This window comes from Halomonas urmiana (assembly GCF_005780185.1).
GTDB classification, from domain to species: Bacteria; Pseudomonadota; Gammaproteobacteria; order Pseudomonadales; family Halomonadaceae; genus Halomonas; species Halomonas urmiana.
The window spans coordinates 79204-101019 of the sequence record NZ_VBUI01000010.1 but is presented as its reverse complement, the minus strand read 5'-3'; the positions used below and the strand labels follow the sequence as shown (position 1 = coordinate 101019).

The window sequence follows — 21816 nt, the reverse complement described above, 5'->3', positions numbered from 1 at the left end:
CATAGCGCGCCGGCCGCGACTAGCTCCACAGCTCGCCCACCGGCGTCTCGGGGCCGAAGTGCGTGGCCACCTGGGCCTGCAGCAGCTCGGCAGTGGCCAGGGCATCGACCAGGGCATGATGGCCGGAGTAGACCGGCAGGCCGTAGCGCTCGCGGCTGTCGTAGAGGCGAATGGAGGCCGGCGGCCGCCCGATCCAGCGCTTGAAGCGCGCCAGCAGCGATTGGCGGTGCCGGCGCGCCTCCAGCGACATGGTGTCGATGACCGGAAACATCAGCCCCTCGCCCCGGCGTGCCTTCACGGCGGCGTCCAGGAACGGACGCTCGATATGCCGGTAGTGCACCACCACCAGGCGGCCTGCGATGGCCTCGAGGAGCTCCTCGAGTATCTCGTCGAGGTCGGGGGCACCCACGATGTCCGAGTGGGTGATGTGATGAAAGGTCACCGACTTGGCGCTCAGCGGCCGCGGCGGCCTCAACACCCAGTAGCGCCGCTCGGACAGTCGGATGCGCCCCAGGGTGAAGGGCACCAGGCCGATGCTGACGATGGCATGGCGCCGCTCGTCGAGCCCGGTGGTCTCCATGTCCAGGGCGACCATGGGGACCTCGGCGATGGGCATGTCCGGCGCGGGCGTCCCGGCGGCGAAGCAGCGCGCGAGCAGCGGGTCGCGGGCAAGCTCGGCGCGCTTCGCCAGGTACTCGGGCCAGCCCGGGGCCGGTACTCTCCTGCGTCGGGGAAGGCGCATCTCAGCGTGACCGCGACGGCATGGGATAGCGGAACTTGAGGAACTTCTGGGCGTTGCTCAGCACCTGGAAGGCATCCTTGAGGTTGTGGCGCTCGGTGTCGGAAACGTTCTCCGGCTCGATGTCGTTGTCCGGCTCCTGCTCGTGCTGCAGGTCGATCATCTGGTGGCGAATCCGCGCCATGCTCAGAAACTCGAGGGCATAGCGCAGCCGGTCGCTGACCCCGGGGGCCAGCAGCTGGGTGCGATCGATATCTTCCAGGCGCTCGAAGCTGTTCTGGGCCCGCGAGCCGCAGGCCAGGGCGTGGACGCGGATCAGGTCGACCATCGGAGCGGTACCCCGGCGCTTGAGGTTGATGGTGTTGTTGTGCTTGCCGTCCTTCTCCATCACGAAGGTGCGGAAGAAGCCCAGTGGCGGCGTGCGGTTCAGGGCATTGCGCGCCATGGCGGCGAGAAAGCGCGGGTGCTTGGGCGCCAGCTCGGCGACCAGGTCCTGGAGCTGCTCGACGAGCGAGTTCTCGCCGACGACGCTGTCCAGGTCGAAGAAGATTGAGCTGTGCAAGAGCCGCTCCGGCGTGGGCTGTTCGATCCACTCACGAAAGTAGCCCTTCCAGACCGCGAGCGGCTGACGCCACAGCGAGTTGGTGGCCATGATATCGCCCTTGCAGTAGGCGTAGCCACAGGCGGCCAGGCCGTCGCTCAGACGCGTGGCCAGGGCCAGGAAGTAGGCGTCATGACGGTCGGGATCGAAGTCGTCGGAGAGCACCAGGGCGTTGTCTTGGTCGGTGACGATGGACTGCTCGTTGCGCGCCATGGAGCCCAGCGCCATCAGGCAGTAGGGCACCGGCGGCGGCCCCAGCTCCTCCTCGGCGAGCTCCAGCAGGCGCCGCGACAGGCTGCGCCCGATGGTGGAGAGCGCAATGCCGATCATCCGCGAGTCGGCGCCCTCCTCGACCAGGCGCACGAAGGCCGCGTTGACGTCGGGCGTCAGCCGGGCGAGCCCCTCGCTGCTGGGCTGGTGGAAGATGTTGCTGACCAGGTAGAGGCTCGACTGGGTCTCGTAGCGGATGATGTCGGAGAGGTGGACGATGCCCACCGGCGAGCGACGGTGCATCACCGGCAGGTGGTGAATATTGTTGCGCAGCATGCAGAGCATGGCCTCGTGCACCGACACGTCGGACTGCACGGCGATCAGCTTGTGGGCGATCACCTCCCCCACCGGGGTATCGGCGGGGCGCCCCTCGGCCACCACCCGGGTGCGGAAGTCGCTATCGGTGAGGATGCCCCGAACCTGCCAGGCACGGCCCTCGCTGTCGCGGAAGGTGTAGCGGGGGTTGTCGCAGGGTTCATCGAGCACCAGCACCGCCGAGGCCTGGTAGTCGCTGATCAGCCGGGCGGCCTCCTGGACGGTCGTGGAGGCCTCCACCATCACCGGGTAGCGGGACACCAGCTTGCGCACCCGGGTGATCATCATGTCGTTCTGTTTCTTTTTCTCCTCCACCGTCGACTCGAGCCGCGGGCGCTCCACCTCGACGAACTCGGCGAAGTGTTCGTCCGCCTCACAGAGCTGATAGAAGACCGACTCGGGAATGAAGTAGATCAGGCTGTCTTCCATGGCCTTGGCGGGGAAGCGGGTGCGGCGATTTCGCAGCAGGCTGAAGTGGCCGAAAATATCGCCCTCGCCCAGGCGATTGTAGAGCTCACCGCCGCGGCGATAGACCTCTACCGCGCCGCTGCGGATGTAGCAGAAGTCGTGGACCTCCTGGTCGAGGGTCAGGATATCGCTGCCGGCCTTGAAGTAGGCCACCTCGACCTGGCCGGCCACCTCGTCGAGCAGGTCGTCGGAGATGCCATCGAAGGGCGGGAACCGCCCCATGTGCTGGCGGATTTCCAGCAGTTCCACGTCCATGTCCATGACTCCGAGCGGTGGGGAGGTTACCAGTCTGGAATGGCCCGGCGACGCTGTAAAGCCGCCGCACCCGCAACGAGGAGGGCCGCCCCGTGATGCACGGGGCGGCCCTAGGTCGAGGCTATCGCGGCCGAAGCAGCGGCCACGATCGCAAGGCGCGTGTTATGAGGCCTGGTCGGCTTCGGCAGCGCCGGCCTTGGCCATTTCCTGTACGCGCTGCATCAGCTCGGGATTCTGCTGAATCGCCTGACCGATCGCATTGAAGGTATTCACCTCAAGGCCGCTGTCCTGGACGGCCTGAACCATCTCGTCGTTGGCTTCCTTGCGGACCGCCTGCTGGGCCTCGTCACCTTCCGCCGACTGCAGCTGCTTGGTGTACTCCTGAGAGATCACGGCGATCTCCTTGGAGGCATCGGCGAACTGCTGGAGCTGGGCGTCGGAGAAGTCCTGAGCCGGCGCGGTGGCCTGCGGCTGGTCGGCGCTGTTCTCGGCGGTGTCCTGCTGGGCCTGTGCCTGGGTGGCGACGAGGCCGAGCGAGAGCAGCGCAGCCGAGAACAGTGCGGTCATCCGTTGCATGAATACCTCCAGAATATCTTGAGTGTGCCCCCGGTCAGACGAACGATCGACACGAGGGTTCAGGTTTGTCGTGTAACGGTTTGAAAAGACGACGCTCCCCGAGGAGAGCGTCGTGCATTGTGGCAGTCCTTGGTGCCTCCTAGCCATAGGCCAGGTTGGGCAGCCAGGTGACCAGCACCGGGAACAGGATGACCAGCAGCAGCCCCAACGCCTGGATGCCCAGGAAGGGGAAGGAGGAGCGGAAGATCTGAGCCATGGTAATGTGCGGCGGACAGACTCCCTTGATATAGAACAGCGCATAGCCAAATGGCGGGCTGAGGAAGGACATCTGCATGTTGACCAGGTAGATGACGCCGAACCACAGCGAGACATCGGTGGGATCGACGCCGGGCAGGCCGAACAGGCCGTCGAAGGTAAGCCCCTGGATCAGCGGCACGAAGATCGGTACCGCCAGTAGCAGGATCCCCACCCAGTCGAGGAACATCCCCAGGGCCACCAGCAGCACCATCATCAGCAGTAACACCGCATAGGGGCCGAGGCCCGCGCCGGAGATCAGTTCCTGCACAAAGGTCTGACCGCCCTGCAGGATATAGAAGCCGACGAAGATGCTGGCGCCGAAGATGATCCACATCACCATCGCCGAGGCCACCAGGGTACTCATGCAGGCGGCATGCAGGTTGGGCCAGGTCAGGCGCTTGTGCATGGCGGCTACCACCAGGGCGCCGAAGGTGCCGATCCCGGCAGCCTCCACCGGGGTGGCGATACCGGTGAAGATGACGCCGAGCACCAGCATCACCAGGATGATCGGCGCCAGCATGTTGCGCAGCAGGCGCAGCTTCTCCTTCATGTCGACCCGATCCTCGACCGGCATCGGCGGCGCCAGATTGATGTTCAGGGTGCCGCGCATCCAGCAGTAGAAACCGTACATGAAGGCCAGCAGCAGACCGGGGATCAGCGAGCCCAGGTAGAGCTCGCCCACCGACTGCTGGGCGATCACGCCGTAGATGATGGCCAGGATCGAGGGTGGTATCAGTATACCCAGGGTCCCGCCGGCCATGATCGAGCCGATGGCGATCTCCGGGTCGTAGTGGCGCTTGAGCATCGCCGGCAGGGCAATCAGCCCCATGGTCACCACCGCGGCCCCGATAACGCCGACCATGGCGGCCAACAGCGTGGAGGCAATGATGGTGGCGATGGCCAGACCCGCCTTGAGGCCGCCCATCCACTTGTAGACGACATCGAACAGCTCTTCGATGATCCCCGCCTTCTCCAGCACCGAGGCCATGAAAATGAACAGCGGGATGGCCGAGAGCTGATAATTGGTCATCATCGGGAAGATGCGCGAGGGCATCAGGTTGAGCATGGCCTGGTCGCCGACTGTATAGAGGAAGACCACCCCCAGGCCACCGGTGACGAAGGCCAGCGGCAGACCCGCCACCAGCACCACCATCAGCGAGCCGAACATCACCAGCGTGAGGGTTCCGATGCCGACGGAGCTAAGTCTGTTCTCGATGCTACCCGCCAGACTCTCGTAGTCAGTCACCGCGACGTTGACCATCTCGAAGAGCGTCCAGCCCGCCACCAGGACGGCCATGATCAACAGCACACGGGCAAAGGTCCGGCTGCCATCATGCAGGCGCCAGTGATAACGGAAGGACTGGAAGTCACGGAGCAGCTGCCCGAAACCCTGGAGCAGCAGCAGCAAGGCACCGAAGAAGAGCATGAACTTGACCGGGTAGAACTGAATCGCCCACTCGGTAAAGGAAGTCTCGTTGGCGTAGCTGGTACCGAAGAAGTAGGCATCGCTCACCGACTGAGAGAAGAACTTCCAGCCGGTCGTTAGCAGGGCGAGGGTGAAGATGAAGAAGAAGATCGAGGTCAACAGATCCAGCGCCGCCCTGTTAAGGGGTTTGGCACGCTGGTAGAGGATATCGACACGCACGTGTCCACCCTCGCGCAGGGCATAGGCCCCGGCCACCAGATACTGCATGCCGAACATCAGGGTCATCGACTCATGAGCCCAGTTGGTCGGCGAATTGAAGGCATAGCGCACCAGCACTTCGTAGGTGAAGATGAAGGGGGCGATCAGCGCCCAGTAAGCCACGTAACGGCCTGAAAACCCGGAAATGCGGTCGACGACATTAGTGAACAGATTACCGGGTGGCTGATAGGCGACCTCGACTTCCTGGCCGGCCGGTACCTCGGCGGTGTCGCCCCCGGAGATGGTGCCGCCCCGCCGAAAGCTTCGATCGACGAAGAACATCACCACTAGCGGTAACAGCAGCAGCACCGACCAATAGAGCCAGTGCGGAAGAACGAATTCAATATCAAGATTCATGGACACTCCTCCGCGACGCCATCACTTCCCGGCGATGGCAACGGATCATCGAGTCGACGGGATGCGGGATAAGTAGTGGTTGTCTTACCCAAACCGGGTGCTGCGGCCCATGGCCCACAACACCCGGTCTGGTCGTGCAGGTGGATCAGACGTTGAGTTCGTAACCCTTGACGTCCTCCTCGGTGAGCAGCGCCACCGCCGGGTCCATCATGGTATCGAGGTGCGCCTTGAAGAGACGCGCGGCATCCGGGTCCTTGTTGGCCCACTTGAACCACAGTGGGATGGCGGCCTCGCGGAAGCGGTTGCCGTCTTCCTCGGTGAGGTGGATGATCTCCACGCCCTTCTCGCGATACTTCGGCCAAGCCTCGGCGTTGGCCTTCTGGATCGCCGCGTAGTGCTCGCGGGAATAGGCGGCCACCAGGTCATGCATCAGGTCCTGGGTCTGCGGGGACATGCGCTCGAAGATGCGGCGGTTGACGGAGATGTCCATGAGGTCGACGGCCTGGTGCAGGCAAGGCGTGGAAGGCGGCCCCATGATGATATAGTCGGCGACCTGCCAGAAGCCCAGCTCGAAGTTGACTGCGGCGCCGACGTAATCGGCGGCATCGATGGTGCCCTTCTCCAGTGCTGGATAGACCTCGGACCCCGGCAGCAGGGTGGTCTGGGCACCGATGGAGGCGAAGGTCTCGGCGACGATCCCGCCCGGCATGCGAAGCTTGATCCCCTTGAAGTCGTCGAAACTGCGCAGCGGCTTCTTGGAGTGGATCAGGTTCATGTCGTGGTGGACGTAACCGAGCAGCTCCTGGCCCTGCTTGCGATAGAGGTCCTTGGCGATGCCGAAGCCCCCATAAGCGCCGAACATCATGTCCCACTGGTGGGGCACGGAGAGACCCATCGGATAGGCCGTCAGAAATACGCCGGCCGGCATCTTGCCGGGCCAGTAGACGGTAAACCAGTTCTGGCCGTCGAGGACGCCGTTACGCACGGCATCGGCGACTTCGAAGGCCCCGGCCACGGCGCCGGCCGGGAAGGGCTCGATGCGTACCTCGCCCCCCGTCGCTTCGGCGACACCGGCGGCCCACTCCTCGAAGATCTTATAGCCAGTGGTGCCCGGCTGCCAGGAGGACTGCATGCGGATACGGATGCCCTCCTGGGCCTGGACGTTGCCGATCCAGGGGGCCGCCACGGCCGCGGCAGAACCGACGGCCGCGGCCTTCAGGAAGTTACGGCGATTGGGGGTCTTGAACGCGTCCTTGACGCCTTCGCTGTCGACGGAAGAGGTATATGACGGCTGCTTGTCGTCCTGCATGGCATGGACTCCTGATTGGGTGGCCCGCTCGCACATGCAAGCGTCGGCCGGATCTTGTTGTTGTCGTCCCTGGGCCTTCGGGGACTGCCGATGATCTGACGATCGACCCGCAGACCGGCCTCACCATCCCGGTGGACCTTGAGCATAGACCTTGAGCGTGGATCTTGATCATCCAGCTTAAGAAGAAGACGCTGATATGGAAACACCTTCCACAGCCAAACCTAGCGAAAAGGGTGCGCGAGTCCAACAAGGCGTTTCAACGCAAACCGGCCGACTTTACTGGTCAGACCAGCGAGCAAGACGAGACAATTGTCTGCCAGTACAGGCAAAACTCTGGTCTGACCAATTTTCCAACGGCGCACCGCCTACGACCAAAGCACGAGCCCCGCGATTGGCGTCACGCTCCCTCGCCCGGGATGATGCTCGTTCTCGCCCACCCTCTCACCCCCACCTCCGGACGATCTTTCATGACCTCGGAACGTCACCGTCAGGCAGCGCTGGCTGCCATGCCCATCCTCTTCGTGGCGCTATGGAGCACGGGCTTCATCGGCGCCAAGTTCGGCCTGCCCCATGCCGAGCCTTTCACCTTCCTGTTCGTGCGCTGCGTGCTGACCCTGACGCTGCTGGTGCCGCTGATCCTGCTGATGGGGGCCGACTGGCCACGGGGGCCGCGGCTGTGGGGCCACATCGCGGTCTCGGGGCTGCTCGTCCACGGCGCCTACCTGGGGGGCGTCTTCTACGGTATCTATCAGGGCATGCCGGCGGGCCTGACCGCCCTGCTGGTGGGACTCCAGCCGCTGCTGACCGCCGCCCTCGCCGGGCCGCTGCTGAACGAGCGACTGGGCAAGGTACAGTGGCTGGGGCTGGTGCTGGGCCTGGCTGGTATCGCCCTGGTGCTGGGCGGCAAGCTCGATCCGGGCGAGACGCTGTTCCAGGGCTTCGGCATCGGCGCCCTGGCAAGCGTCTTGGTGGCGCTGGCGGGCATTTCATTGGGCACGCTCTACCAGAAGCGTTTCTGCACCGGCATGCCGCTGCTCTCCGGCACCGTGGTGCAGTACCTCGCCACCGGCGCGCTGGTGGGACTCGGCGCGTGGCTGTTCGAGACGCGGGAGATCGAGTGGACCCCGACCTTCATCCTGACCCTGGGCTGGCTGGTGCTGGTGCTGTCGATCAGCGCCATCCTGCTGCTGATGGCGCTGATCCGGCGCGGGGAGGCCTCGCGGGTGGCGAGCCTGTTCTACCTGGTGCCGCCGGTGACCGCCCTGGAGGCATGGTGGCTGTTCGACGAGCGCCTGCCGCCGCTGTCACTTGCCGGCATGGCCATTGCCATCGCCGGAGTGGTGCTGGTGGTGCAGGGACGCCGCTAGGGGAACGCCCCCCTCGCGGCCGGCCGGCATGATCAGTAATCCACCACCACGTCACCCTTGGGCTTGCTGCAGCAGGAGAGGATGTAGCCCTCGGCGACGTCCTCGTCGGTGATGCCCCCATTGTGGTCCATCTCCACCTCGCCGGAGGTCAGTTGCACCCGGCAGGTGCCGCAGATGCCCATGCCGCAGGCCTTGGGAATGTGCAGCCCCAGCTTGGCGGCGGCGGTGTGCACCGTCTCGTCGGGCTGGATGCGCACGCTCTTGCCGGTAGCGCTGAACTCGACGCTGATCAGGTCGGCGGCGTCGACCTCCTCGGCCTCGGCCTCCGCCTGCTCGGCGTTCTCGAGCACCTCCTCCTGGACGTCCAGCGGCGTGGCACCGAAGGACTCCTCGTGGTAGTGGCTCATGTCGAAGCCATTTTCCTTGAGCAGGTGCTTCACCGCGTTCATGTAGGGCGTCGGACCACAGCAGAAGATCTCACGATTCATGAAGTCCGGCGCCATGAGCTCCAGCATCGCCTGGCTGAGGTAGCCTCGGAAGCCCGACCAGGCCTCCCCCAGCTCGTCGCTGCGCTCGCAGACGATATGCAGCTTGAACTCGGGAATCCGCGAGAAGATGTGGTCCAGTTCACGGTGGAAGATCACGTCCCGGGGCGTGCGGGTACTGTGTACGAACTCCACGTCCACGGCCGCGTTGGTGTCGAACAGCCAGCGCACCATCGACATCAGCGGCGTGATGCCGACGCCGCCGGATAGCATCAGCAGCTTGTCGGCGGGATAGTCCATGACGTTGAAGTTGCCCACCGGGCCGTGCACCGCCAGTTCGTCGTTGACCTTGAGGTTGTCATGCAGCCAGTTGGAGACCTGGCCGCCCGGCATGCGCTTGACGGTGATCGAGAAACTGTAGGGTACCGACGGTGAACTGGAGATGGTGTAGGAGCGCATGACCTGCTGGCCGTCGATCTCCAGCTCCAGGGTCACGAACTGTCCCGGCTTGAAGAAGAACATGACCGGCTGCTCGGCCATGAAGCAGAAGGTACGGGTATCCGGGGTCTCCAGGATCACCTTGACGCAACGCACCAGGTGACGACCGTTGGTCCAGGTCTGGGTAGTAACGGGGTTCAGGAAGCTCATTGTCATGTTCTTGTCGCCTGGGCTGCAGCATGAAGGTCTCCGACCGCGGTGCCACCGCCTGCCGTTGAACGAATTCTGCGCACCCCCGCCGCCTGCCACTTGTCTGTCTACGACATGGGCATATCCATCAGGTCCAGCCCCGACACTTTTTGTTGCCCCCCTCGTCGCTTCTGTATCAAACCGCGTCGCCAGCAGACAACTGTTCCAGAGGGCGCTGTTACACACTCGCCGCAACCCGCCACGGCTCACCCGCTGGGCGGTCCCACACTCGGCAGTATCGAACAATTCCAACGCCGCCGCTGCGGCCCTGCAAGAGGAAGTGCCTTCATGGATCCGCTGTCTTCCGCTCGTCTGGATGATCCCCTGACCCCGGCCCGCGAGGCCACCGTGGAGATGCTGCAGCAGCGCCGTCGCCATTTCTCGCTACCCCAACCGTTCTACAATGACGAGCGGCTGTTCCGCCTGGAAATGCAGGAGATCTTCGAGAAGGAGTGGCTGTTCGCCGGCATGACCTGCGAGATCCCCGCCAAGGGCAACTTCATCACCCTCGAGGTGGGCGACAACCCGGTGGTGATCGTCCGCGGCAACGATGGTGATGTGCACGCTTTCCACAACGTCTGCCGGCACCGTGGTTCACGGCTGTGCGTCACCGACAAGGGCAAGGTGGCCAAGCTGGTCTGTCCCTATCACCAGTGGACCTACGAGCTGGACGGCCGCCTGCTGTTCGCCGGCAGCGATATGGGTAAGGAGTTCGATCTCTCCGCCCACGGCCTCAAGCCGGTTCACGTGCGCACCGGCGGCGGCTTCATCTTCGTCAGCCTGGCCGACGAGGCCCCGGAAATCGACGGCTTCCTCGAGGCGCTGGATCACTACCTGGCACCCTACGACATGGCGAACCTCAAGGTCGCCGTGGAATCCAGCATCGTCGAGCAGGCCAACTGGAAGCTGGTGCTGGAGAACAACCGCGAGTGCTACCACTGCAACGGCGCCCACCCGGAACTGCTCAACTCCCTGCAGGAGTTCGACGACACCGACGACCCCCGCGCCACCCCCGCCTACAAGGCCCTGGTCGCGCGCAAGCAGGCCGACTGGGAAGCCCAGGGCGTACCCTTCACGCTCACGCGCCTCGAGCGTCGCAACCGCCTGACCCGCACCCCGCTGCTGGACGGCGCGGTGTCGATGACCATGGACGGCAAGCAGGCCTGCCAGAAACTGATGGGCAACCTGCAGAGCGCCGACCTGGGCTCGCTACGCATCCTGCACCTGCCCAACTCCTGGAACCACTTCATGGGCGACCATGCCGTCGTGTTCCGGGTCATGCCCCTCGGCCCCCAGCAGACCGTGGTGACCACCAAGTGGCTAGTCCACAAGGACGCCATGGAAGAGGTCGACTACGTCCCCGAGCAGATGCGCAAGGTATGGGACGCCACCAATGACCAGGACCGGCGCCTGGCCGAAGAGAACCAGCGCGGCATCAACTCCAAGGCCTACCAGCCGGGCCCCTACTCCGAGACCTACGAGTTCGGGGTGATCGACTTCATCGACTGGTACAGCGAGCGCATGCTGGAGAACCTGGGCAACACCGCGCCGCAGCTCCGCCTCGCCAAGGGCTAAATCACCGTCCGCTCACACGAGGCCCCGCCATCGGCGGGGCCTTTTTCGTGTCGCTGACCAGGCGCACCCCATGTCAGGACGTCGCACCCCCGACGCCCGCCCGCGAGGCGAGCGGGTGTCGGGCGGAGCATGAGCTCAGCGCAGATCAGGCAACAGAAAGCGCTCGATCGCGGCACGCACCGACGGCAGCATGACATCGGTGCGCGCCATCAGTTCGCGCACCAGCTCCTGCAGGCCCGGCACCCCGACCTCCATGTGCTTGAGCCGCGCCATGCGCGCACAGGTCTCGGGGCAAGCCCCCTCCGGGATGCGGATGCCCAGGGCGACCAGCCGGTCGCGGAAGTCATCCCCATCGATGAGGTCGACGATCATCATGGTGGTTTCCTCTATGGTCCGTGCCGCATTCAGGTCAGCGCCTCAACAGCCGCCGGCGCCAGCCGGCAGGCGGCATACTTGAACTCGGGAATCTTGCCGTAGGGGTCCAGCGCCGGGTTGGTCAGGATGTTGGCGGCTGCCTCGGCGTAGCAGAAAGGCACGAACACCATGCCCTCCGCCATCTGCGGATCGACCCGCACCCGCAGCGAGATCTGGCCACGCCGCGTGGTGATGGACAGCCACTCTCCCGGGGCCAGGCCCAGCCGGCGCAGCTCGCCCGGAGCCAGGCTGGCCACGGCGTCGGGCTCCAGGGCATCGAGCACCCGGGCCCGGCGCGTCATCGAGCCTGTATGCCAGTGCTCGAGCTGACGACCCGTGGTCAACACGGTGGGGTATTCCCGGTCGATCGGTTCGTCCGGCGGCAGCGGCAGGGTCGGCGAGAACGTTGCCTTGCCCGAGGCGGTCGGGAAGGCCTCGCTGAACACCACGTCCTCGCCCGGGGCGTCGTCCGCCGGGCAGGGATAGGTCACCGAGCCCTCGCGCTCGAGACGCTCCCAGGTGATGTGATCCAGCGAGGGCATGCCTTGCTCCATCTCGGCGAAGACCTCACGGGGATGCGCGTAGTCCCAGGGCAGTCCGAAACGCTTGGCGATCTCCTGGATGATCCACCAGTCGGGCCGGGCATCGCCGGGCAGCGGGACGGCCTGGCGTCCCAGCTGCACCTGCCGATTGGTATTGGTCACGCTACCGTCCTTCTCCGGCCAGGCGGAAGCCGGCAGGATCACGTCGGCAAACTGGGCGGTCTCGGTAACAAACAGGTCCTGCACCACCAGGTGCTCGAGCTTGGCCAGCGCCGCGCGGGCGTGATCCAGGTCCGGGTCGGACATCGCCGGGTTCTCGCCCTGGATGTACATGCCTTTGATGGTCCCCGCCGCGATGGCGTCCATGATCTCGACCACGGTGAGGCCCGGCCGCTCCTCCAGCGGGGTAGCCCACAACTCCTCGAAGGCGGCGCGCACCTGGGCGTCGCCCACCGGCTGGTAGTCCGGCAGGACCATCGGGATCAGGCCCGCATCCGAGGCGCCCTGAACGTTGTTCTGGCCGCGCAACGGGTGCAGGCCGGTACCCGGACGCCCGGTCTGGCCGCAGGCCAGGGCTAGCGAGATCAGGCAGCGGGCGTTGTCGGTGCCATGCACGTGCTGTGAGATGCCCATACCCCAGAAGATCATGGCGCGCTCGGCGTTGGCATATTCCCGGGCCACGGCGCGAATCTCCTCGGCGGGCACGCCGCAGCTCTCTGCCATGGCCTCCGGCGTCAGGTCGCGGACATGGTCCTTGAGCGCCTCGAAGCCTTCGGTATGCTCGCGGATGTAGGCCTCGTCGTAGAGTTCCTCGGTCACGATCACGTTGAGCATGGCATTGAACAGCGCCACGTCGGTCCCGGGGGTGAAGCGCAGAGTCTGGTGGGCATAGGCACCGAGGGCCTGGCCCCGGGGATCGATGATGATGATCCGGGTTCCCTGCTTGGCGGCCTGCTTGAAGAAGGTCGCCGCCACGGGATGGTTCACCGCCGGGTTGCAGCCGGTGAGGATCACCACGTCGGCCTCGAGGGCCTGCATGAAGGAGGCCGTCACGGCGCCCGAGCCGATGCACTCCATCAGCGCCGCCACCGAACTGGCGTGGCACAGCCGGGTGCAGTGATCGACGTGGTTGGAGCCGAAGCCGGTGCGCACCAGCTTCTGGAACAGCCAGGCCTCCTCGTTGGAGCACTTGGCGCTGCCGAAACCGGCGAGGGCGTCGGGGCCATGGGCCGCCTTCAGGTCGACGAGCCCCTTGGCCGCCAGATCCAGGGCCTCGTCCCAGCTCGCCTCACGAAAGTGGGTAGTCGGATCGGCCGGATCGAAGGCCGGGTCGAGCCCCTTGGGGACCCCGGGCTTGCGGATCAGCGGAGTGGTCAGCCGCGAGGGATGGCGCGGGTAGTCGAAGCCGAAGCGCCCCTTGACGCACAGCCGGTTGTGGTTGGAGGGCCCGTCACGGCCGGAGACGTGCAGGATCTCCTCGTCCTTGATGTGATAGGTGAGCTGACAGCCCACCCCACAGTAGGGACACACCGAATCGACCTGGCGGTCGGCGGCGGCCGAGTCGCCGCGCCCCGCCTCGTCGACCAGGGTGGCCGGCATCAGGGCACCCGTGGGACAGGCCTGGACGCACTCGCCGCAGGCCACACAGGTGCTGTCGCCCATGGGGTCGTCGAAATCGAAGACGATCTTCGACGCCGCCCCACGGTTCGCCAGGCCGATGACGTCGTTGACCTGTACCTCGCGACAGGCCCGCACGCAGAGGTTGCACTCGATGCAGGCATCGAGGTTGACGGCCATCGCCGAGTGGGAGCGGTCATGCACCGGCGAGGTGGCCCGGTCGGGGACGTGATGGACGGTGGGCGCCTCGCGCTCCTCACGCCGCGGCAGCCACTGGCGTACAGCGTCGGCGTCGATGGCAAGCTGGTCGGCCATGTCCCAGAAGTGGCTCGAGCGGTCGGGACCGGTATCGCGGTCCGGCTGGTCGGCGACCAGCAGCTCCATCACGCCCTCCCGGGCGGTGCGGGCCCGCTCCGAGGAGGCGCTCCTGACCACCAGGCCGGGGCGCGCCTCACGCAGGCAGCTGGCGGCCAGGGCACGTTCGCCCTCGACCTCCACCATGCAGGCCCGGCAATTGCCGTCGGCGCGGTAGCCGTAGGCGTCCTTGAAGCACAGGTGCGGGATGGTCTCACCGGCCCGCTTGGCTACCTGCCAGAGGGTCTCCCCGGGATGGGCGCTGACGTCCACGCCGTCCAGGGTCAGGGTAAAGCTGTCGTTAACGCCTTCGTGGGTCGCCATGGTGTCTCTCCCTACCCTTTCACGATCACGTTCTGTGCGGCGAGTTCGTCGCGGAAGTCCCGGAGCAGTCCCAGCACCGGGTTCGGCGCGGCCTGACCGAGGCCGCAGATGGAGGCGTCCATCATCACCCGAGAGAGCCGCTCGAGGTCCGCGGCCTGCCAGGTGTCACGCTCCAGCAGGGTCAGCATCTTCTCGGTGCCCACCCGGCAGGGCGTGCACTGGCCGCAGGACTCGTCGGCGAAGAAGGCCAGCAGGTTGGTGGCAGCGGCGCGCAGGTCGTCCTGATCGGAGAGCACGATGATGGCCGCCGAGCCGATGAAGCAGCCCTCGGCCTGCAAGGTATCGAAGTCGAGGGGAATATCCGCCTTGGAGGCCGGCAGGATGCCACCGGAGGCGCCGCCGGGCAGGTAGGCGGCCAGCCGGTGGCCCGCCGGTAGGCCGCCGCAGTACTCCTCGATCAGCTCGCCCAGGGTGATGCCCGCCGGGGCCAGGTGGACGCCGGGGCGATTGACCCGGCCGGAGACCGAGAAGCTGCGCAGCCCCTTGCGCCCGTGGCGCCCCTGGTCGGCGAACCAGGCCGCGCCGCGGGCCCAGATCGTCGGGATCCAGACGACGGTCTCGACATTGTTGACCAGGGTCGGGCGGTCGAAGAGTCCGCGCTGGGCGACGAAGGGCGGACGGTGGCGGGGCTTGCCCGGCTTGCCCTCCAGCGATTCGATCATCGCCGACTCCTCGCCGCAGATGTAGGCCCCGGCGCCACGGCGCATCACGATGTAGCCCGGTGCGACCAGGCCGGCGGCCTCCAGCTCGGCGATCGCCTCGTGGAGCACCCGGTGCAGGCCGGGATACTCGTCGCGCAGGTAAATGTAGAGCGCCTCGGCCTCCACCGCCCAGGCGCTGACCAGCGCGCCCTCCAGGAAACGATGGGGCTCGCGCTCCAGGTAGTGGCGATCCTTGAAGGTGCCGGGCTCGCCCTCGTCGGCATTGATCGCGCAGTAGCGCGGCCCCGCCTCGGCGCGTACGAAGTGCCACTTCTTGAAGGTCGGGAAGCCGGCGCCGCCCAGGCCACGCAGGTTGGCGGCCTCCAGGGTCTGCATCAGGCGCTCCACGCTCACCTTGCCGGCCCGGCAGTCGGCCAGCAGGCGATAGCCGCCGGCGTCCCGATAGGCCTCGAGCCGCTGCCAGAGGATCGCCTCGGGATGGAAGTGGCCGGTATCCACTACCGCCTCCACCGCCTCCTGGGTGGCATGGCTGACATGGCGATGGCCCACCTCGACCACCGGGGCCATGTCGCAGCGGCCCATGCAGGGCGCCCGCAGCACGCGGACCCGCGCCGGGTCGGCGCCGGCCTCGAGCGCATCCTGGAGGGTGGCGGCGCCGGCCAGCTGGCAGGACAGCGAGTCGCAGACGCGCACGGTGATCGCCGGCGGCGGCGCCTGGTCGTCGTGGACCACATCGAAGTGGGCATAGAAGGTGGCGGTCTCGTAGACCTCCGCCATCGGCAGGTTCATGTAGGCGGCCAGCGCGCACAGGTCGGCCAGCGCGAGGTGCCCGCGGGCATCCTGGAGCACGTGGAGATGCTCGATCAGCAGGTCACGCCGGCGGCGTTTGGGCTCCTCGCGCTCGTCACCCAACAGCCGCCGCAGCGAGTCGAGCGCGGCGGGGTCGAGCTCACGGCCTCGGGGCTTGCCGCGGAAGCGGCGCTTGGGGGTCACGGTCTGAACGGTCATGGGGCACTCGTTGTGATCTTTGTCGGCATGCTTATCGCATGTTGGCACCACCCCCGAGGACTGACAACGCCGGGAGTGACTCCCGGTGTCGCCAATGACATGCCGATGTCGCAATCGGCTAAGCGGGGGCGACAAAAGACGACGGCGCCCCCGGGAGGACGCCGTCGCTGGGCCGCGCGGCACGATCAGGCGGCGATGCCGCCGTGGGAGGGGGCGCCGCGCCGTCCGTGCTTAAGCAGCGACGCTGCCATGGGGGTCGATAACGAATTTCTTCGCCGCCCCGCCGTCGAAGTCGGCGTAGCCCTTCGGCGCCTCGTCCAGGGTGATCATCTGGACGTTGACCGCATCGGCGATGTTGACCTTGCCGAACAGGATCGCCTGCATCAGCGGCCGGTGGTACTTCATCACCGGACACTGGCCGGTATGGAAGCTGTGCGACTTGGCCCAGCCGAGCCCGAAGCGCATGCTCAGCGCCCCCTGCTTGGCCGCCTCGTCGGCCGCGCCCGGGTCTTCGGTCACGTACAGGCCCGGGATGCCGATCTGGCCGCCGGCGCGGGTCAGCGACATGGCGGAGTTGAGCACGGTGGCGGGCGCCTCCTTGCCGTGGTTGCAACCGCAGGCGTGGGCCTCGAAGCCGACGCAGTCGACGAAGGCGTCGACCTCGCGCTCGCCGAGGATCACCTCGATCCTGTCGGCCATGTCGCCGTCCTGGGTCAGGTCGAGGGTCTCGCAGCCGAAGCTGCGGGCCTGTGCCAGGCGCTCCTCGATCATGTCGCCTACGATGACGCAGGCCGCCCCCAGCAGCTGCGCGGACACCGCGGCGGCGAGGCCGACGGGGCCGGCCCCGGCGATGTAGACGGTGGAACCCGGGCCGACGCCGGCGGTGACGCAGCCGTGGAAGCCGGTGGGGAAGATGTCGGACAGCAGGGTCAGGTCCTTGATCTTGTCCATGGCCTGGTCGGCGTCCGGGAACTTCAGCAGGTTGAAGTCGGCATAGGGGACCATGACGTACTCGGTCTGCCCGCCGACCCAGCCGCCCATGTCGACGTAGCCGTAGGCGGCGCCGGGACGCGACGGGTTGACGTTGAGGCAGATGCCGGTCTGGCCGGACTTGCAGCTGCGGCAGCGGCCGCAGGCGATGTTGAACGGCACCGAGACCAGGTCACCCGGGCTGAGGAATTCGACGTCGCGCCCGCACTCGACCACCAGGCCGGTGATCTCGTGGCCCAGCACCAGACCGGAGGGCGCGGTGGTGCGGCCACGCACCATGTGCTGGTCGCTGCCGCAGATGTTGGTGGTGACGACCTTGAGGATCACGCCGTGTTCGCACTTGCGGTTGCCCAGGGCGAGTTCCGGATAGGCGATGGATTCGACGGCGACCTCTCCCGGGCCCTTGTAGACGACGCCGCGGTTGGCTGTGCTCATGGCTGGCTTCCTTCGATGTTGTTGTAGGGGGCGGGGCTGCGCCGCCGCACTCCGACGATATACCCTTCCCTCGGCCGGAATGTTCCGAGCGAGTCATCGCCATGCCAATTCGAGACATCGCCAGCACCCGCTTGACGGCGACGCCACGGCCCCAGACGCGAAAGCCCCGGCACCAGGCCGAGGCTTTGCGTTGCGGTGCGGGACGCCGCGCGCCTAGCGCAGTACGCCCTCCTCCTTGAGCAGCTTGAAGATGGCCTCGGCCCCCTCCTCCGGCGTGACATCGGTGAGCACCTGGCCACCGCCCCCCTCGGCCTTGGCCGCGGCGGCCTTGAAGCGGTCTCGGGCCGAGGCGGCCTTGACGATCTTCAGGCGCTTGGGCCGCTTGCGCGCCGGCTGGGCCTGCCACTCGGCCATGTCGGCGTCGTCCATCACCGGGGCCGCCTGCACGTCCAGGCGACCCCGCCGGGCCGGGCCGTAGGCGCTCTGGCGCGGAGCCGGTGCCGCCGCGTCGACGGTGACGATGGCCGGCAGGCGCACCTGGAGCCGGCGACGCTGGCCCCGGGGCAGCGCCTGCAGCAGCGTGGCGACGCCCCCCGCGACCTCTTCCACGGCCGCCAGGCCACTGACCAGTGGCCAGCCCAGGCGCTCGGCGAGCAGGTAGGGCAACAGGCCCGATCCCTCGCCCTGCTCGGCCCGCTCGCCGGCGATCACCAACTGCGGCCCCGCCGCCTCCAGGGCCTCGGCCAGGGCGGGCAGCACGTCGGCCCCGGCGGGTTGCTCGAGCAGCGAGAGGGACTCGAAGCCCATGCCCAGGTAGCCACGCAGGGCCGCGTCACTGCCCTCATCGAGGCGGCCGGCATGCAGCAGTTCGACCTCGGCGCCTGTCAGGGTATGCGCCAGCTCCACCCCGCGGGCATCCTGATCGGCGCGCCGGCCGCGCCCGGTCAGCGGATGCCGCCCCACGGAGACCAGCACGGTCACCGCGAGTGATCCGTCGTGATGAGACTCAGGCCGCATTGCGCTTCTCCTCCCTTGACTGTTCCACCAGGGCGACCAGGGCCTCCAGCACCTTGGCCGAGTCACCGATCACCGCCAGGTCGGCGCGTTTGATCATGTCGCAGCCGGGATCCATGTTGATGGCCACCACCTTGTCGCAGGTCTGGATGCCCTGCAGGTGCTGGATGGCCCCGCTGATGCCCACCGCCACGTAGACCCGGGCGGTGACCCAGGTGCCGGTGGCCCCGACCTGCCGATCGCGAGCCATGAAGCCATCGTCCACGGCCACTCGGGACGCGCCCTCCGTCGCCCCGAGCACCTCGGCGGCATGATGGAAGGCCTCCCAGTCACGCACGCCGTTACCGGCGGAGAGGATGAACTCGGCCTCGGACAGCGCCACCCCGGCGGGGTCGACCGCCACCTGGCCGAGGTCCTGGATGCGCGCCAGCTGCGCGGGCAGGGCCTCGGGCAGCACCAGGGGCTCGGCGGCATGGCGCGTCTCGCTGACCGGTTCGGCACACTCGGCCAGGGCCAGCACCAGACGGGGCATGGCGCGTTGGAAATCCAGGGTGCCCGCCGCCCCGCGGGCGGCGCAGCGCCAGCCCAGGGGCGCCTCGCCGTCGGCCTCGACCTGCCAGACACCGGTGGCCGGACGCTCGCCGAGCCGGGCCGCCAGGCGCCGCCCGAGGTCGGCTCCGCCCAGCTTGGAATCTGGCAGCAGCCAGTGCCGCGGGTTCCAGGCCCGGTCCATGGCGACCAGCGCGCCGAGGCGGGCCTCGGGGGCGAAGCCGTCGACCTCGGACCCGGTGATGTGCAGTAGCCGGTCGACACCGGCCTCCCCGAAGCCGTGCTCCTTCAGCTCGCCGTCTCCCTCGCGGTTGTGCCCGCCGAAGACCACGGCCAGCACCGCCCCGCGGGCCGCCGGGTCGGCATCCGCCAGCTGGCGAGCCAGCCCCAGCAGGTCGCGGTCGTGACCGGTCAGGCGACCGCCGGCCATGTCCGGCACCACGGCCACCAGGAAGGCCGGCGCCTCGATCTCGACCAGCGGCTTGCTGGCGGCGGCCGAGGCCCGGGCCCCACCCGTGCGCTGACCCTGCTGCGCCCCACTGCGGTCGATGCGCTTCACGCCATTGGGTCCGATGAAACCCACGGCATGGGGGTTCCGGCGGATCAGGCCCTGGGGCCCCATCCATTCGCTGGCTGCCCCCTGGCCGGCACTCCTTCCCAGTTCCGCCAGCACCTCGAGGTGCTGGGGATGCAGGCGATTGCGGGCGATCCACTCCTGGCGGGGATCGCGACGTCGGATATCGCTCATCACACTACCTCCTCGGCCAGCGGACGGGCCGTCTGCGCCTGACCCTTGCCATGCTCGGCCGGCAGCTCGACCAGGGCGTCGGCCACCAGCTCAGCGATATCGCGGACCTCGGCGGCGCTGTCGACCACGCCTTCCAGCATGGCGGTGCACTGGGGGCAGCCCACGGCCACCAGCTCGGCACCGGTCTCGCGCACGTCACCCATGCGCATGTCCGGAATCCGCTGCTTGCCGGGGATGTCGGTGATCGGGGCCCCGCCACCGCCGCCGCAGCACCGCGAGCGGAAGCCTGAACGCTCCATCTCGGCGACCTGGATGCCCAGGGCGCGCAGGACATTGCGTGGGGCCTCGAATTCGCCGTTGTAGCGGCCCAGGTAGCAGGGATCGTGATAGGTCACGCTGCCGCCCTTCCAAGGCCGGAAGGCCAGGCGACCCGCCTCATGGAGCTCGGCGATGAAAGTGCTGTGGTGATAGACCTGGTAGTGCCCTCCCAGCTCGCCGTACTCGTTGCCCAGCACATGGAAGCTGTGCGGGTCACAGGTGACGATCTGCTGGAAGCGGTACTTGGCCAGGGTGGCGATGTTGCGCCTGGCCAGGCTCTGGAAGGTCGCTTCGTCGCCCAGGCGCCGGGCCACGTCGCCGCTGTCACGCTCCTCGTTGCCGAGCACGGCGAAGTCGACGCCGGCGGCGCGCAGCACCTTGACCAGCGACCGCAGGGTGCGCTGGTTGCGCATGTCGTAGGCCCCGTCGCCCAGCCACAGCAGCACGTCGACCTGCTGCAGGTCCGCCATCAGCGGCAGCTCCAGGTCGGCGGCCCAGTGCATCCGCGCACCGGGGTCGAAACCGCCGGGGTTGTCGGTGGCGATCAGGTTGTCGAGGACCTCGGCGCCCTTGTTGGGCGTGTTGCCGTGCTCCAGGGTCAGGAAGCGACGCATGTCGACGATGGCATCGACGTGCTCGATCATCATCGGGCACTCCTCGACGCAGGCACGGCAGGTGGTGCAGGACCACAGGGTCTCGGCGTCCACCAGCGCCTTGCCTTCGCGCGCCACGATGGGCCCATGGGCATCGCCCTGGTGCTCGCCCACCGGCTGGCCCGGATAGGGGCTGCCGGCGTAGTTGGCGTCGCTGCCCCCGGCCATGCCCACCACCATGTCTTGAATGAGCTTCTTGGGGTTGAGCGGCTGGCCGGCGGCGAAGGCCGGGCAGACCGCCTCGCAGCGACCGCACTGCACGCAGGCATCGAAGCCGAGCAGCTGGTTCCAGGTGAAGTCACTGGGCTTCTCGACGCCCAGGGTGGCGTCCTCGTCGTCCAGGTTCAGGGCTTTGAGACCGGTGGAGCGATTCCCCTCGCCGAAGCGCTCGGCCCGGCGATGGAAGGCCAGGTGCAGGGCGCCGGCGAAGGCGTGCTTCATGGGCCCGCCCCAGGTCATGCCGAAGAACATCTCGCCCAGGCCCCAGACCAGCACGGCGCTCAGGGCCAGCGCCAGGACCCAGCTGCCGAAATCCTGGGGCAGCAGGCCCACGGTGGGCAGGGTGATGGCGAAGACGCTCAACGAGAAGGCCATCAGGCTCTTGGGCAGGCGCATCCACGGGCCCTTGGAGAGTCGAGCCGGTGGGTTGCGGCGCCGGCGCGCCACGAAGCAACTGCCGACGAACATGGTCGCGCTGGCCGCCAGCAGCAGCCAGCCGAGGATGCCTTCGGCGGCCTCGGAACCCAGGCCCAGCCCGTGCACTAGGATCATCAGCACGGCCGCGGCGACGAAGCCGCCGGCGGTGGCCACATGGGTGTTGGACATCGCCTTGTCGCGGGCCACCACATGGTGAAGATCCACCAGGTAGCGCCGCGGCATGGCGGCGAGCCCCTTGAGCAGGGGGACCCGGGCGGAACGCCCCTGACGCCACAGGCGGACACGCCGCCCGGCGCCGATCACCGCCAGCGCCAGGGCGGCAAAGATCAGGATCGGCAGGAGGATATCGAGCATGGTACTCACCTCTCCTCGATGAGGAGCTGTAAGCCTTAAGCTGTAAGCGGTAAGTTACCCCCTCTTGGAGGTCCTTCCCAAGCCGGTCAAGGAGATGAGCCGTTCCAGCGTTCATCTCACCAGACGTCCGGA

General features: G+C 67.2%; 15 protein-coding genes. 2 read left to right on the top strand and 13 right to left on the bottom strand.

From position 1 onward, the window contains the following. Positions 1 to 19 precede the first annotated feature (19 nt). From FEI13_RS08140 to dctP, 5 genes are all read right to left on the bottom strand, one after another. Entirely contained in the window at positions 20 to 742 is a 723-nt protein-coding gene (locus FEI13_RS08140; RefSeq protein WP_138181049.1) for a 3'-5' exonuclease, read from the bottom strand. Between the two features lies 1 nt (position 743). Further along, the gene (locus FEI13_RS08135) at positions 744 to 2648 is read right to left on the bottom strand and encodes a DUF294 nucleotidyltransferase-like domain-containing protein (protein WP_138181048.1); all 1905 of its coding nucleotides are present in this window, start codon (positions 2646 to 2648) and stop codon (positions 744 to 746) included. A 162-nt stretch (positions 2649 to 2810) separates the two neighbouring features. Further along, positions 2811 to 3224 (bottom strand): DUF4168 domain-containing protein, encoded by a 414-nt coding sequence (locus FEI13_RS08130; protein ID WP_138181047.1) that lies wholly within the window; start codon positions 3222 to 3224, stop codon positions 2811 to 2813. A 139-nt stretch (positions 3225 to 3363) separates the two neighbouring features. Continuing rightward, positions 3364 to 5562, bottom strand: coding sequence for a TRAP transporter large permease subunit (locus FEI13_RS08125; RefSeq protein ID WP_138181046.1), 2199 nt, complete (start codon positions 5560 to 5562; stop codon positions 3364 to 3366). Positions 5563 to 5707: 145 nt separating this feature from the next. Then, complete coding sequence (dctP, locus tag FEI13_RS08120) at positions 5708 to 6871, bottom strand: TRAP transporter substrate-binding protein DctP (RefSeq protein WP_138181045.1); 1164 nt, start codon at positions 6869 to 6871, stop codon at positions 5708 to 5710. A gap of 467 nt (positions 6872 to 7338) precedes the next feature. Between dctP and FEI13_RS08115 the strand changes: the two genes are divergently transcribed. Further along, positions 7339 to 8238, top strand: coding sequence for a DMT family transporter (locus tag FEI13_RS08115; protein WP_138181044.1), 900 nt, complete (start codon positions 7339 to 7341; stop codon positions 8236 to 8238). Between the two features lie 32 nt (positions 8239 to 8270). On the opposite strand, the gene FEI13_RS08110 is transcribed toward FEI13_RS08115, so the two are convergent. Next, a complete protein-coding gene (locus FEI13_RS08110) occupies positions 8271 to 9377 on the bottom strand; it encodes an FAD-binding oxidoreductase (RefSeq protein WP_138181043.1) in 1107 nt (368 codons plus the stop codon). A 321-nt stretch (positions 9378 to 9698) separates the two neighbouring features. Here FEI13_RS08110 and FEI13_RS08105 point away from each other — a divergent pair, with 321 nt between their 5' ends. Beyond that, positions 9699 to 10985: an aromatic ring-hydroxylating oxygenase subunit alpha gene (locus FEI13_RS08105; RefSeq protein WP_138181042.1), complete on the top strand. Its 1287-nt coding sequence runs from the start codon at positions 9699 to 9701 to the stop codon at positions 10983 to 10985. A 135-nt stretch (positions 10986 to 11120) separates the two neighbouring features. On the opposite strand, the gene FEI13_RS08100 is transcribed toward FEI13_RS08105, so the two are convergent. The 7 genes from FEI13_RS08100 to FEI13_RS08070 form a co-directional block, all read right to left on the bottom strand. After that, positions 11121 to 11360, bottom strand: coding sequence for a hypothetical protein (locus FEI13_RS08100; protein WP_138181041.1), 240 nt, complete (start codon positions 11358 to 11360; stop codon positions 11121 to 11123). Positions 11361 to 11389: 29 nt separating this feature from the next. Continuing rightward, complete coding sequence (gene fdhF / locus FEI13_RS08095; RefSeq protein ID WP_138181040.1) at positions 11390 to 14236, bottom strand: formate dehydrogenase subunit alpha; 2847 nt, start codon at positions 14234 to 14236, stop codon at positions 11390 to 11392. Between the two features lie 11 nt (positions 14237 to 14247). Further along, complete coding sequence (locus tag FEI13_RS08090; RefSeq protein ID WP_138181039.1) at positions 14248 to 15966, bottom strand: NADH-ubiquinone oxidoreductase-F iron-sulfur binding region domain-containing protein; 1719 nt, start codon at positions 15964 to 15966, stop codon at positions 14248 to 14250. A gap of 231 nt (positions 15967 to 16197) precedes the next feature. Beyond that, positions 16198 to 17391: a formaldehyde dehydrogenase, glutathione-independent gene (gene fdhA / locus FEI13_RS08085; protein WP_138181038.1), complete on the bottom strand. Its 1194-nt coding sequence runs from the start codon at positions 17389 to 17391 to the stop codon at positions 16198 to 16200. Positions 17392 to 17604: 213 nt separating this feature from the next. After that, positions 17605 to 18408: an electron transfer flavoprotein subunit beta gene (gene etfB, locus FEI13_RS08080; protein WP_138181037.1), complete on the bottom strand. Its 804-nt coding sequence runs from the start codon at positions 18406 to 18408 to the stop codon at positions 17605 to 17607. Beyond that, positions 18398 to 19702 carry an electron transfer flavoprotein subunit alpha gene (gene etfA, locus FEI13_RS08075; RefSeq protein ID WP_138181036.1) on the bottom strand — a complete coding sequence of 435 codons (1305 nt, stop codon included), beginning with the start codon at positions 19700 to 19702 and terminating at the stop codon, positions 18398 to 18400. The genes etfB and etfA overlap by 11 nt, the downstream gene beginning before the upstream one ends. Then, on the bottom strand, positions 19702 to 21684 hold the full coding sequence (locus FEI13_RS08070) for a (Fe-S)-binding protein (RefSeq protein WP_138181035.1): 1983 nt from the start codon (positions 21682 to 21684) through the stop codon (positions 19702 to 19704). The genes etfA and FEI13_RS08070 overlap by 1 nt, the downstream gene beginning before the upstream one ends. Between the last annotated feature and the right edge of the window lie 132 nt (positions 21685 to 21816).